The organism is Amycolatopsis rifamycinica, assembly GCF_000695625.1.
Classification (GTDB): domain Bacteria; phylum Actinomycetota; class Actinomycetes; order Mycobacteriales; family Pseudonocardiaceae; genus Amycolatopsis; species Amycolatopsis rifamycinica.
In genome coordinates, this window is the sequence record NZ_JMQI01000074.1 from 60,606 (window position 1) to 73,614 (window position 13,009).

At 71.2% G+C, this 13,009-nt stretch carries 11 protein-coding genes; 7 read left to right on the forward strand and 4 right to left on the reverse strand.

Annotated features, from left to right (window positions below):
- Positions 1 to 172 precede the first annotated feature (172 nt).
- The 7 genes from DV20_RS36225 to DV20_RS36255 all read left to right on the forward strand — a co-directional run bounded on the left by DV20_RS36225 (position 173) and on the right by DV20_RS36255 (position 8,267).
- Positions 173 to 2,764, forward strand: coding sequence for an alpha-glucuronidase family glycosyl hydrolase (locus DV20_RS36225; protein WP_043787863.1), 2,592 nt, complete (start codon positions 173 to 175; stop codon positions 2,762 to 2,764).
- A gap of 89 nt (positions 2,765 to 2,853) precedes the next feature.
- On the forward strand, positions 2,854 to 3,795 hold the full coding sequence (locus tag DV20_RS36230) for an acyl-ACP desaturase (RefSeq protein WP_043787865.1): 942 nt from the start codon (positions 2,854 to 2,856) through the stop codon (positions 3,793 to 3,795).
- 22 nt (positions 3,796 to 3,817) lie between these two features.
- Complete coding sequence (locus tag DV20_RS36235; RefSeq protein WP_084093838.1) at positions 3,818 to 4,582, forward strand: IclR family transcriptional regulator; 765 nt, start codon at positions 3,818 to 3,820, stop codon at positions 4,580 to 4,582.
- Between the two features lie 69 nt (positions 4,583 to 4,651).
- Positions 4,652 to 5,683: an aromatic ring-hydroxylating dioxygenase subunit alpha gene (locus DV20_RS36240; RefSeq protein WP_043787866.1), complete on the forward strand. Its 1,032-nt coding sequence runs from the start codon at positions 4,652 to 4,654 to the stop codon at positions 5,681 to 5,683.
- Positions 5,680 to 5,838, forward strand: coding sequence for a hypothetical protein (locus DV20_RS36245; RefSeq protein ID WP_084093839.1), 159 nt, complete (start codon positions 5,680 to 5,682; stop codon positions 5,836 to 5,838). The genes DV20_RS36240 and DV20_RS36245 overlap by 4 nt, the downstream gene beginning before the upstream one ends.
- Positions 5,838 to 6,758, forward strand: coding sequence for a PDR/VanB family oxidoreductase (locus DV20_RS36250; protein ID WP_043787871.1), 921 nt, complete (start codon positions 5,838 to 5,840; stop codon positions 6,756 to 6,758). Before DV20_RS36245 ends, DV20_RS36250 begins: the two co-directional genes overlap by 1 nt.
- 42 nt (positions 6,759 to 6,800) lie before the next feature.
- On the forward strand, positions 6,801 to 8,267 hold the full coding sequence (locus DV20_RS36255; protein WP_235191092.1) for a phospholipase D-like domain-containing protein: 1,467 nt from the start codon (positions 6,801 to 6,803) through the stop codon (positions 8,265 to 8,267).
- A gap of 1 nt (position 8,268) precedes the next feature.
- Here the strand turns inward: DV20_RS36255 and DV20_RS36260 are convergent, their stop codons facing one another.
- From DV20_RS36260 to DV20_RS36275, 4 genes are all read right to left on the reverse strand, one after another.
- Positions 8,269 to 9,843, reverse strand: a complete 1,575-nt coding sequence (locus DV20_RS36260; RefSeq protein WP_043787873.1) for a succinic semialdehyde dehydrogenase — start codon at positions 9,841 to 9,843, stop codon at positions 8,269 to 8,271.
- On the reverse strand, positions 9,840 to 11,468 hold the full coding sequence (locus DV20_RS36265) for a GMC family oxidoreductase (RefSeq protein ID WP_043787875.1): 1,629 nt from the start codon (positions 11,466 to 11,468) through the stop codon (positions 9,840 to 9,842). Before DV20_RS36265 ends, DV20_RS36260 begins: the two co-directional genes overlap by 4 nt.
- Before the next feature lie 187 nt (positions 11,469 to 11,655).
- Entirely contained in the window at positions 11,656 to 12,114 is a 459-nt protein-coding gene (locus DV20_RS36270) for a dihydrofolate reductase (RefSeq protein ID WP_043787877.1), read from the reverse strand.
- Positions 12,111 to 12,908: a thymidylate synthase gene (locus DV20_RS36275; protein ID WP_043787878.1), complete on the reverse strand. Its 798-nt coding sequence runs from the start codon at positions 12,906 to 12,908 to the stop codon at positions 12,111 to 12,113. The genes DV20_RS36270 and DV20_RS36275 overlap by 4 nt, the downstream gene beginning before the upstream one ends.
- Between the last annotated feature and the right edge of the window lie 101 nt (positions 12,909 to 13,009).

The window sequence follows — 13,009 nt, forward strand, 5'->3', positions numbered from 1 at the left end:
GCGAAGTCTGACACGGCCGATCACCGGCGCCGGAGCACGAGTCCCCGACACGCCGGGCGGCCGTCGAAACTTTCGGGAATTTCCTGGTACATCGCCAATTCTTGACAGTGCGCACCCCGCCCGCAATAGTGCGAGAAACGAACTAAATACTCGTGAACACGATGGGGGCACGGTGTCTCTCAGCGACGAGAACGAGCAGAGCCGGCTGCGCCGGCGTTCCTTCCTGATCGGCAGCGGAGCTGTCGTGGCCACTTCGATGTTCAGTGCCGCTCCAGCGCACGCGAGTCCCTCGAGCGCCTTCCCGGGCGACTACGACGGCTCGGACCTGTGGCTGCGCTACGAACCGGTCGCCGATCCCGGGCTGCTGGCCCGGTACCGGGCCGCGCTCGGCGCGATCGTCGTGGAGAACGCCGGCCGGACGAAGGTCCACCGCCACACGGCGAACCTGGGCATGGCCCCGGGCTCGGCCGAGCACCTGGTGGAAAGCACCCTGGAGGCGGCGCGCGACGAACTCGTCCGCGGCCTCGGCGGGCTGCTGGGGCGGCCCGTGCCGGTGCGGGGCGGGTTTCCCGACCGCGCGGTGGTCGTGGGCACCCCGGACAGCTCGCCCCTGGTGCGCCGGCTCGTGCCCGCGCGGGACCTGGCGCCGCTCGGGCCCGACGGCTACCTCGTCCGCTCGCTGTCGCGGGGCGGGCACCGGTCGATCGTCATCGCCGGCAACACCGACCTCGCCGCGCTGTACGGGACCTTCGCCTTCCTGCGGCGCCTGCAAGCCCAGCACCCCCTGGCCGGCCTCGACCTCTCGTCGGTCCCGAGGATCAACCACCGGTACCTGAACTACTGGGAGACCGAACGCCTCTACGCCGGGAACAACGCGACGGGCACCGGCGGGCTGGACGGGGAGAACGGGGCGATCTTCGACTTCACCGCCACCGGCGCGTCCGCCGCGCTGAACCTGCCGGTGATCCTCGACCGGTACCTGGTCGCGGCGCGGGCGATGGCGTCGGTCGGCATCAACGGCATCACGATCAACAACGTCAACGCCAACAGCTTCTACCTGACCCCGGCCGCCATCGAGCAGGAAGCCGCGCTGGCGGACGCGCTGCGCCCGTACGGCATCCGGCTGGCCGTGTCCATCAACTACGCGGCCCCGACGGACGCCCGGTTCGCGCCCGACACCCTCACCCGGGAGGAACTGGATCCCTACAGCGCCAAGTTCCGGGACTGGTGGACCCGCCGCGCCCGGATGCTGCAGGCGGCGATCCCCGACTTCATGGGCTTCACCGTCAAGGCGAACTCCGAGGGCCAGCCGGGTCCGCAGGACCTGGGCTACGACCACGGGGACGGCGCCAACGGCATGGCGGCGGCGGTGGCACCCCTCGGGATGCGGATCTTCTGGCGCACCTTCGTCTACAACGCCGACGTGGACGCGGACCGGCTGAAGCGCGCCTACCTGGAGTTCGGTCCCATCGACGACGAGCCCCAGCCCGACGGCACGATCGGCCGGTTCGCCGGCAACGTGTTCCTGCAGACCAAGAACGGCCCGCTCGACTACCAGGCGCGGGAACCCGCCAACCCGCTGTTCGGCCGGATGGAACACACCAACCAGGCCATCGAACTGCAGGTCACCCAGGAGTACACCGGGCAGAACACGATGCTGTGCTACCTCGGCCCGCTCTGGGAAGAGGTGCTGAAATCCGACACGTACGCCACCGGCGCGGACGGCCGGCTGCTGGCCAAGCGGCTGGTGGGGCACGTGGTCGACGGCACGGCCCAAGGCCACCCGGACAGCGCCATCGTCGGCGTGGCCAACTTCGGCAACGCCGGCAACCTGACCGGGCACCACTTCGCGCAGGCGAACCTGTACGCCTTCGGCCGGCTGGCGTGGGACTGGACCCTGGACGCGCGCGGCATCGCCGAGGACTGGGTCCGGCTGACCTGGAGCAACCGCGACTTCGCCGTCCGGACGATCGTGGCGATGATGATGGGCTCGCGGGAAGCGCTGGTGAGCTACCAGACCCCGCTCGGCGTCGCGCACCAGTTCCGGTCCAGCGACCACTACGGCCCCAACCCCGCCGAGCGGCTGGCACGGGACGACTGGAGCCCGGTGTACTACAACAAGGCCGACAGCGCCGGGCTGGGCTACGACCGCTCCCCCACCGGCAGCGGCTTCACCGCGCAGTACTTCCCGGTGCTCGCGGCCCGGTACGGCGACATCGAGACCGTGCCCGAGAACCTGCTGATGTGGTTCCACCACGTGCCATGGGACCGGAAGCTGCGCAGCGGGCGGATCTTCTGGGACGAACTGGTGTACCGCTACCAGACGGGCGTCCACTACGTCTCGTGGATGCGCCGGGCCTGGGACGCGCTCGAACCCCACGTCGACGCCCGCCGCTTCGCCGAGGTCAAGGCCAAGCTGGCGGCGCACGAGGCCGACGCGGGCGCCTGGCGCGACACCTGCGTGCGCTATTGGCAGGAGTTCAACGGCCGGGCCGTGCCCACGAACGGTCCCCTGGCCATCGCCATCGTGGTCGGCGGCCGGACTATCGGCGGCTTCGACGCCGGCGCGCCGTCGTTCACCGTCCCGGTGGCGGCCGGTGCTTCGCCGAAGATCACGAAGGTCGTTCCCGCCGATCCCGCCGCCCGGTGCGAAGTCCTCTCGCAGGCTCGCGGCGTTCCGGGCCAGGCCGTGGTGCGGGTCACCTCGCACAGCTTTTTCGGCCCGATCCTCAAGGATTACGTCTTCGAGCTGGTACCCGGCTGAGTTTCGGGGAACCTCCGGGCAACCGCGTCCGTTGTCGTGTCCTACGGCACCGTAGGTTACGGTCGCGTAGGTACGGAAGGACGTTGCCCATGCCGGTCCCCGAAACCACCCGCCTGCTGCACGAACTGGAAGGCACGGTCGAAGAGAACCTCAACCGCCACCTCGCCGCCGCCCAGGAGTGGATGCCGCACGAATACGTGCCCTGGAGCCAGGGACGCGACTTCGCGGAACTGGGCGGGGAGGCGTGGGACCCGGAGCAGTCGAAGGTGAGCCCGATCGCGCGGACCGCCCTCGAAGTCAACCTGCTCACCGAGGACAACCTGCCCAGCTACCACCGCGAGATCGAGCGGGCGTTCGGCCGCGACGGCGCGTGGGGCACGTGGGTGCACCGGTGGACGGCCGAAGAGGGCCGCCACGGCATCTGCATCCGCGACTACCTGCTGGTCACCCGCGCCGTCGACCCCGTCGAGCTCGAGCGGATGCGGATGGAGACCATGCAGGCCGGCTACGACACCGGCGACAAGCCGCTGCTCAACGTCTGCGCGTACGTCTCGTTCCAGGAGCTGGCCACCCGGCTCTCGCACCGCAACACCGGCCGCTACACCCAGGATCCCTTGGCGGAGAAGCTGCTGGCCCGGGTGTCCACGGACGAGAACCTGCACATGGTCTTCTACCGCAACCTCGTCAAGGCGTCGCTGGAGATCTCGCCCGACGCGATGATGCGCGCGATCACCGACGAGGTGCTGAACTTCGCCATGCCGGGCGCGGTGATCCCGAGCTTCCAGCGCAAGGCGGCGCTGATGGCCAAGGCCGGCATCTACGACCTGCGCATCCACCACGACGACGTCGTCCAGCCGCTGCTGCGGTACTGGAAGGTCTTCGACCTCACCGGCCTCGGCCCGGTCGGCGAGGCGGCCCGCGAGGAGCTGGCCACCTTCCTCAAGGGGCTCGACACGCAGGCGTCCCGATTCGAGGAACGCCGGGACGCCACGGCCGCGCGCCGGGCGGCGCGCGGCATAGTGGACCTCTGAGCCGTCCCCGCCGGAGGTCGCCGTGCCGCACCGAGGTCGCGTGCCCGGCGCCACCGGGCCGGTGCTGGGCCGCGCGCTGCGGGTGCTCGAGGCGTTCTCGCCGGACCGGCCGGCGCTGCGGCTGAGCGAGGTGGCCCGCCGGACCGGGCTGCCGGCCGCGACCGCGCACCGGCTGCTGCGCGAGTTCTGCGCGTGGGGCGCCCTGGAGCGCGACGAGGACGGCGTCTACCGCGTCGGGCTGCGGCTGTGGGAGCTGGGCTCGCTCGCTCCGCGGGGCCTCGGCCTGCGGGAACTCGCCCTGCCGTTCCTGGAGGACCTCTCGCAGATCACCCGCGAGAACGTCCAGCTCGCCGTCCGCGAGGGCACCGAGGTGGTGTACATCGAGCGGATCGCCGGCACCGGGGCGGTGCCGGTCCTGACCCGCGTCGGCGGCCGGTTCGCCCTGACCGCGACGGGTGTCGGACTCGTCCTGCTCGCCCACGCTCCCGCCGAGGTGCAGGAGGAGGTGCTCGGCGGCCCGATCGAGCGGTACACCGCCGAAACGGTGACCGACCCGGATCGGCTGCGGCACATGCTGGCCGACGTGCGCACGCACGGGTTCTCCATCAGCGAGCGGCAGGTGACGCTCGACGCGCTCTCGGTCGGCGCGCCGATCCACGACGCGCACGGCCGGGTCGCCGCCGCCGTGTCGCTCGTGGTGCGGTACGGCAGCGTCGCACCGCACGCCCTCGCTCCCCTGGTGATGACCAGCGCCCGGGCGATCTCCCGCGCGCTTTCCGTCTTATGAAATAGCCCTTCGTGGTGTCCGGGCCGGTCCCGCAGGCTGTGACCCGGCCCACCACGAAAGGACGACCCGATGAGCGCCATCCCCCGCGACCAGTGGTACGTCGCCGCCTACGGCTCCGAGATCGGCCGGGAGCTGTTCAGCCGCACCATCTGCGGCGAGCCCATCCTGTTCTGGCGGACCCGCGACGGCAGCCTCACCGCGATGGCCGACCGGTGCGTGCACCGGCGGTTCCCGTTGTCGCAGGCGCCTTCGCGGCTGGTCGACGACCAGGTCGTCTGCGGCTACCACGGGTTCACCTACGGCGTGGACGGCAAGTGCGTGGCCGTGCCCGGGCAGACGCGGGTGCCCCGGACCGCGCGGCTGACGCGCTACCCGCTGGTGGAGCAGGACTCCTTCGTCTGGGTGTTCATCGGCGACCCGGCGAAGGCCGACGCGGCCGCGATCCCGCGGGCGCCCTGGCTCGACTCGCCGGACTACACCACGGTCCGCGGGAGGGAACCGCTCAAGGCGCGCTACTCGCTGCTGGTGGACAACCTGCTGGACCTGTCCCACGAGACCTACCTGCACGGCGGCTACATCGGCACCCCGGAGGTCGCCGAAACGCCGATCACCACCGAGGTCGACGAGGAGGCCGGCATCGTCTACGTCTCGCGGCACATGGCCGACGCGGCGTGCCCGCCCTTCTACGCCAAGTCGACCGGTCTCGAGGGCCGGATCACCCGCTGGCAGGACATCGAGTACACGCCGCCGTGCCTGTACAAGCTGCACAGCCGCATCGCGCCGGTCGGGTCCGCGCCGAACCCGGACGGCAGCGACCCGGACGCCTTCCACGTCGAGGTCGTCTACGCGATCACGCCCGAGACCGAGCACTCGACGCACGACTTCTGGGCGGTGGCGCGGGACTTCGCGCTCGACGACGAAGGCGTTTCGGCGTTCCTGGCGGAGAACAACCGCACGGTGGTGCTGCAGGACGTCGAAGCCCTCGACGTGCTCGAGCGGGTGATCGCCACCGAACCGGACGGGTACCAGGAGCTGTCGATCAACATCGACACCGGCGGCCTCGCGGCCCGCCGGATGCTGCAGCGGCTGGCCACCCCGTGAACCGGCCGATGCTGACCGGCGACCGCGTCCACCGGATCCACTGGGTGCTCGGCACCGACCGGCTCCGCGCGGTCTGCCACTGCAGCGCCGAGCGCGAGTTCGACGACCCCGTGCGGCTGTGGGACTGGCTGCTCGCCCACCCCGAAGGACACTGATGACCCTCGAACTGCTGGTGGCCCGCAAGGAAAAGGCGGCCGACGGCGTCGTGACGCTCACCCTCCGCGCCCCCGGCGGCGAGCCGCTGCCGCCGTGGGAGCCGGGAGCGCACATCGACCTCCGGCTGCCGGACGACGTCGTGCGGCAGTACTCGCTGTGCGGCGACCCCTCGGAGGCGGCGGCGTACCGGGTGGCGGTGCTGCGGGAGCCCGGCGGCCGCGGCGGCTCGGCGTACGTCCACGACAAGCTGAGCCCCGGCGACCGTCTCGTCGTGGACGGCCCGCGCAACCACTTCGCGCTGGTGGACGCCGAGAGCTATCTGTTCATCGCGGGCGGCATCGGCATCACGCCGATCCTGCCGATGCTCGACCGGGTCGCGGCGACCGGCCGCGAATGGCGCCTGGTGTACGGCGGCCGCACGCGCGCGTCGATGGCGTTCACCGACGACCTGGCCCGACACGGCGACCGCGTGACGTTCCGCCCCCAGGACGAACACGGCCTGCTCGACCTGCCGGCGCTCCTGGCCGGCGCACACCCGGGGACGGCGGTGTACTGCTGCGGCCCGGAACCGCTGCTGGCCGCGGTCGAGGCGCTCGGCCCGGAGGACCTGCACGTCGAGCGCTTCAGCCCGCTCCCGGACGAGGGTCCGCGCACGGCGTTCGAGGTGGAGCTCGCCGGTTCGGGCCGGGTGCTGCCGGTGCCCGCGGACCGGTCGATCCTGGAGGTGGTCGAGGACGCGGGGATCCCGGTGCTGTCGTCGTGCCGGGAGGGCACGTGCGGGACTTGCGAGACGGGAGTGCTCGGCGGTGAGCCGGACCACCGCGACGCGGTGCTGACCGCGGACGAGCGGGCGGAGAACGAGGTCATGATGCTCTGCGTGTCGCGCTCCTGCTCCCCGCGGCTGGTGCTCGACCTCTGACGCAGCGTCACTGCACGGCGAGCCGGGCCGATCTGTAGTGATATGGGACGGGTGAACAGCTTTCACTCCTTCTTGGACAAGGTGGACGAGCGGCTGGGCGACGGACTGGAGGGCCTCCTGTGTGCCCACCACCGGCGGCGGCTGCACCGGCTCGGCTGGGGTGCCGTGCTCGAACCGGACGGTGCGGACGACCCGCTCGGCGGGCGGGCTCCCGTCCGGGAGGGCAACCGCGTCGAGGTGCTGATCGACGGGGAGGAGTCGCTGCCCGCCGTCGCCGAGGCCATCCGGCGGGCGAAGTCGCACGTGCACATCGCGAACTGGCACGCCAGCGCGGACTTCCGGCTGACGCGGGAGCCCGGCTCGCCCACCCTGCGCGAGCTGCTGGCCGAGGTCGCCGGGCGCGGCGTCGAGGTTCGCGTCCTGCTGTGGGCCGGGCCGCCCTTTCCCGCGTTCCAGCCGTCGCGGAAGCTGGCGCGGTCCGAACGGCGGAAGTTCACCGAGGGCACGGACGTGCGCTGCGTGCTGGACTCCCGCGAGCGGACCATGCACTGCCACCACGAGAAGCTGGTGATCGTCGACGACGCGGTCGCGTTCGTCGGCGGGGTCGACCTGACCGCGCTGGAAGGCGACCGGCACGACAGCCCGGACCACCCGCCGCGGCCGATCGGGTGGCACGACCTGATGGCGCGGCTCGACGGCCCGGTCGTCGCCGACGTCGCCGACCACTTCCGGCGGCGGTGGGTCGAGGTGGCCGGCGAGGACCTGCCGCAGCCGGCGGTGCCGTCGCCGGTGGGCGGCAGCCGCGTCCAGCTGCTGCGCACCGTGCCGAACGACACCTACGGCTTCCTGCCGAAAGGCGAGTTCACCGTCCTCGACGGCTACCTGCGCGCCCTGCGCTCGGCGCAGCGGCTGATCTACCTGGAGAACCAGTTCCTGTGGTCGCCGGAGATCGCCGAAGTGCTGCTCGACAAGCTCCGCCACCCACCGGCCGACGAGTTCCGCGTGGTCCTGCTGCTGCCGCGCAAGCCGAGCAACGGCTCCGACACCACCCGCGGCCAGCTGGGCAGGCTGCTCGACGCCGACGACGGCCACCACCGCTTGCTGGCCACCACGATCAGCGCCCACGACGGCGACTCGGCGGCCCCGGTGTACGTCCACGCGAAGCTCGGCATCGTCGACGACTCGTGGCTGACGGTGGGCTCGGCGAACCTGAACGAGCACTCGCTGTTCAACGACACCGAGGTCAACATCGCCACCGACGACCCGGAGGTGGTCCGCGCGACCCGGCTGCGGCTGTGGGCCGAGCACCTCGGGCGTCCGGTGGCGGAGCTGGCGGACCGGGAGCCGGCCGACATCGTGGACACCCTGTGGCGGCCGCTGGCCGCGGAGCAGGCCGAGCGGGAACGCCGCGGTGAGCAGCGGACCCACCGGCTGGTCATGCTGCCGGGCGTTTCCCGCCGCGTGGCCCGGTTGCAGGGACCGTTGCGAGGCCTGCTCGTCGACGGCTGAGCTACCGGATCCGCAGCTTCCGCATCAGCTTCAGCCCGGAGAGCATGCTTTCGACGTACTTCTCGTACCCCTGCCCCGGCCGCGGCCCCATCACCTGCTTCTTCAGCACGGCCAGGTTCTGCACGTCCGTGTACTTGAGCAGCCCCTGGTCGCCGTGCCGCGCCCCGACGCCGGAGTTCTTCACCCCGCCGGACGGCGTCCCCTTCGCCGCGTACGCGGTCGCGAGGACGTCGTTGACGTTGACGTTGCCGGACTCGATCCGGGCCGCCAGCGCACGGGCCGCGGTGACGTCGGTGCTCCAGACCGAGGCGTTCAGGCCGTAGTCGGTGTCGTTGGCCAGCGCCACCGCTTCGTCGACCGTGCGGTACCTGTGCAGCGCCACCACCGGGCCGAACGTCTCGGTCACGCCGCACAGCATGTCCGCGGTGACGCCTTCGAGGATCGTCGGCTCGAAGAAGGCCGGGCCGAGGTCGGGGCGGGGCCTGCCGCCGCACAGCACCGTGGCGCCCTTGGCCACCGCGTCGTCCACATGGGACTTGACGCGGCGCAGGTGGTCGACCGAGACCAGGGAGCCCATGTCCGGGCCGAAGTCGTACGCGGCGCGGACGTCGAGGGCCGAAGCCGCCGCCACGAAGGCCGTCTTGAACTCCTCGTACCGGGACTCCGGCAGGTAGATCCGCTCGATGTGCATGCAGATCTGGCCCGTGTTGCCGAACGCGCCGAAGACGGCGCCCCGGACGGCCTCCGCGATGTCGGCGTCCTCCAGCACGATCATCGGGTTCTTGCCGCCGAGCTCGAGGCAGCAGCCGATGAGGTTGCGGCCCGCCCGCTCGCCGATCACCCGGCCGGTGGCCGTCGAACCGGTGAACATCACGTAGTCGGCGCGGTCGATCAGCGCCGGGCCGACGTCGGGACCCTCCCCGCACACCACCTGGAACAGGCCCGGCGGCAGGCCCGCTTCCTCCAGCAGCCGCACGCCGTAGAGCGGCGAGAGCGCCGTCTTGTTGTCGGGCTTGAGCACGACCGCGTTGCCGGCCATCAGCGCCGGCACGGCGTCGGAAACGCCGGTGGCGAACGGGAAGTTCCACGGCGCGATGATGCCGACGACGCCCTTGGGCAGCCGGACCTCGGTCGAGTTCGTCAGCAGCGGCACCGGGCCGCCGCGCTTGGTGGGCGCGAGCAAGCGGGCCGCCCGCTTCAGGTAGTGGCTCATCACCATCGGCGGGTCGCAGGTCTCCTCGATCGCCATCCGCCGGTTCTTGCCGCTCTCGACCTGGATGAGGTCGGCGACGGTCCGCGCGTGCTCGACGAACAGCGCGTGCGCCCGCTTGAACACCGCCAGCCGGTGCTTGACCGGCGTCGCCGCCCACTTCCGCTGGGCCTCGCGCGCGACGGCGAACGCGCGCTCGATGTCCTCGGTCGTCGACTGCGGCAGCTCGACGAGCACGTCGCCGGTGTAGACCTCGGTGAGCTTCCAGGTCGCGCCGGACGAACCGGGCACCCGGGCGACCAGCTGCTCCAGGAAGGCGTCGGTGACGGACGCGGGACGGGTGAGTTCGAGCGGCGTGACGGTCATGACCGGCTCCCGAGGACGAGCTGGGCGCCCATTTCCCCGATCATGATGCAGGGCGCGTTGGTGTTGCCGCCGGTGATCGACGGCATGATCGAGGCGTCGCAGACCCGCAGGCCCTCGACACCCCGCACGCGCAGGTCGGGCTCGACGACGGCGAGCTCGTCGACGCCCATCCGGCAGGTGCCGACGCCGTGGTAGACCGACGTCGCGCGGTTGAGGATCGCGTCGCGCAGGGCCTGGCCCTTGAGGTCCTTGCCCGGGTGGATCTCTTCCTTGACCGCGCCCTTGAACGCCTTGGACGCGAAGATCTCGCGCACCATCTCCGAGCCTTCGCCGAGCAGCTCGAGGTCAGCGGGGTCGGACAGGTACTGGAAGTCGATGACCGGCGCCGCGGCGGGATCGGCCGAGGCGAGCCGCAGCGTGCCGCGGCTCTTGGGGTAGATCAGCGTGGTCAGGACGGTGAGCGCGGGGCGCTTGTCGACGTCGTGCCGGATCGGCGCGTCCTGGTTGGGCGAGACGTACGCCCACGGCAGCAGGTGCAGCTGCAGGTCGGGGATCGCCCCGGCCTGCGAGGTCCGCAGGAACGCGACCGCCTCGAAGACCGAGTTCGCCAGGAACGTGGTGCCGGGCCGCAGCAGCTCCCGGGCCAGCCCGCGGGCGAAGTACGGTGCCGTGCCCTTGTTCTTGCTGGTCGACACGTGGAACGTCAGCGCGTGGAACATGTGGTCGTGCATGTTGTCGCCGACCGGCAGGTCCGCGACGACGTCGATGCCGTGTTCCCTCAGGTGCTCGGCGTGGCCGACGCCGGACAGCATGAGCAGCTGCGCGGAGCCGATGACGCCGGCGGAGAGGATGACCTCCTTGCCGGCGCGGATGGTGCGCCGCCGACCGCGGTCGAGCACTTCGACACCGACCGCGCGGCCGTTCTCGATGAGCACCCTTTCGACCAGCACCCGGTCCTGCAGCTGCAGCGTCGGGGGCGCGAGGTGGTGGAGGTAGCCGCGCGAGGCGCTGTAGCGCAGGCCGTCGGCGGCGTTCTGCTGCATCCGGCTGACGCCTTCCTGGGACTCGGCGTTGTAGTCGTCGAGGACCTTGCAGCCGAGGGCGTCGGAGGTGGCGTCGATGAACTGCAGCGACCCCTCTTGCGGGTTCTTCGCGCGCGTGACCCGGATGGGGCCGCCTGCGCCGCGGAAGGCGTTCTCGCCGTCTTCGAAGTCCTCCATGCGCTTGTAGGCGGCGTTGACGCTGTCGGCGTCCCAGCCGGTGTTGCCCTCGGCGGCCCAGGAGTCGAAGTTGGCGCGGTTGCCGCGGACGTAGACCATGCCGTTGATGGAGCTGGAGCCGCCGACGACCCGCCCGCGCGGCACCGGCATCCGCCGATCGAGAACGTGTTTCTGCGGAACGCCGTAGAAGCCCCAGTCGAGGGGCTTCTTGAGCTGTGGCACGGCGTGCATCGGCCCGACGAGCCCGGGTTTCGTCACCAGGAGCTGCTTGTCGCTCTTCCCGGCTTCCAGGACGATCACGCTGGCCCCGGCCTGGGCCAGCCGCCCCGCGACGGCCGCGCCCGAGCTGCCCGATCCGACGACGACGTAATCGGCCTCGTCGCCGCGCGCCGCCCTTTTCGCCATGTCCGCTCCTCGCTACGACCGGCCACTAGAACTGTAACGTGTTCTAGTTGGCCAACCGTATAGCGCCGACCCCGAAGAGCGCAACGACCCGACGCGCGCCACTTTCACGTGAAAGTGGCGGCCCCACGTGGGCACTTTCACGTGAAAGTGGCGGCCCCACGTCGGCACTTTCACGTGAAAGTGGCGTTCAGGACCAGGTCAGGAAGCGGTAGTGGAGGCCGGTCGAGGACTCGTGCCAGTCCGAGACGGCATCCGCCGGGCGCCCGACGTCGGGGGCGTACGTGTCCCCTTCGAAGGGCTCACGGATCTCCGTGACCACGATCCGGTCGGCGAACGGCAGCGCCGCCCGGTACACCGCCGCCCCGCCGATCACCCACAGGTCCCCCGCCTCCGCGGCGAGCGCCGAAGGCAGGTCTGCGAACGTCTCGACGCTGTCCTGCGGCGTCCGGGACAGCACCAGGTTGCGGCGCCCCGGCAGCGGGCGGAACCGCGGCGGCAGCGACTCCCATGTGCGGCGGCCCATCAGCACCGCCGCCCCCGCGGTCGTCGCGCGGAAGTGCTTGAGGTCCTCCGGCAGGTGCCACGGCAGCGCGCCGTCGCGCCCGATGACGCCGTTCGCGGACTGGGCCCAGATCAGCCCGATCACACCGCCACCGGCGCCTTGATGCCCGGGTGCGGGTCGTAGCCCTCGACCGAGAAGTGCTCGTAGGTGTAGTCGAACAGGCTGTCGGCCGGCTTCAGGCTCAGCGTGGGGAACGGCCGCGCCGGGCGGGCCAGCTGCGTGCGGACCTGGTCGACGTGGTTGTCGTAGATGTGGCAGTCCCCGCCGGTCCAGACGAAGTCGCCGACCCCGAGCCCGACCTGGGCGGCGATCATGTGCGTCAGCAGCGCGTAGCTGGCGATGTTGAACGGCACGCCGAGGAACAGGTCCGCGCTGCGCTGGTACAGCTGGCAGGACAGCTCGCCGCCGGCGACGTAGAACTGGAAGAACGCGTGGCACGGCGGCAGCGCCATGCGCGGGATGTCGGCGACGTTCCACGCGGAGACGATGATCCGCCGCGAGTCGGGGTTCTCACGCAGCGTGCGCAGGACGTCGGCGATCTGGTCGACGTGTCCGCCGTCCGGGGTCGGCCACGAGCGCCACTGCACGCCGTAGACCGGGCCGAGGTCACCGTCGCCGTCCGCCCACTCGTCCCAGATCGTCACGCCGTGCTCCCGCAGCCACGACACGTTCGCGTCGCCGCGCAGGAACCACAGCAGCTCGTAGGCGATCGAGCGGAAGTGGACTTTCTTCGTGGTGATCAGGGGAAAACCCTCGGACAGGCGGTACCGCAGCTGGTGCCCGAAGATCGACCTCGTGCCCGTGCCGGTACGGTCGCCCTTGCGGGCGCCCGTGTCGAGGACGTGGCGGAGGAGGTCTTCGTACTGCGTGTCCGGCATGCCCGGGACTCTAGCCATGCCGCTGACGCAGCGTGAACCCCGGCTGGGCCACTCGGCGGAGACGAAAACTTGACCCATTCCAGAAAAGGTCCTAGGGTCGC

What these genes read in the sequence shown, in the direction of transcription:
- DV20_RS36230 (WP_043787865.1), top strand. Translation starts at nt 2,854, where the DNA reads ATGCCGGTCCCCGAAACCACCCGCCTGCTGCACGAACTGGAAGGCACG.
- DV20_RS36240 (WP_043787866.1), top strand. Translation starts at nt 4,652, where the DNA reads ATGAGCGCCATCCCCCGCGACCAGTGGTACGTCGCCGCCTACGGCTCC.
- DV20_RS36250 (WP_043787871.1), top strand. Translation starts at nt 5,838, where the DNA reads ATGACCCTCGAACTGCTGGTGGCCCGCAAGGAAAAGGCGGCCGACGGC.
- DV20_RS36255 (WP_235191092.1), top strand. Translation starts at nt 6,801, where the DNA reads ATGGGACGGGTGAACAGCTTTCACTCCTTCTTGGACAAGGTGGACGAG.
- DV20_RS36260 (WP_043787873.1), bottom strand. Translation starts at nt 9,843, where the DNA reads ATGACCGTCACGCCGCTCGAACTCACCCGTCCCGCGTCCGTCACCGAC.
- DV20_RS36265 (WP_043787875.1), bottom strand. Translation starts at nt 11,468, where the DNA reads ATGGCGAAAAGGGCGGCGCGCGGCGACGAGGCCGATTACGTCGTCGTC.
- DV20_RS36275 (WP_043787878.1), bottom strand. Translation starts at nt 12,908, where the DNA reads ATGCCGGACACGCAGTACGAAGACCTCCTCCGCCACGTCCTCGACACG.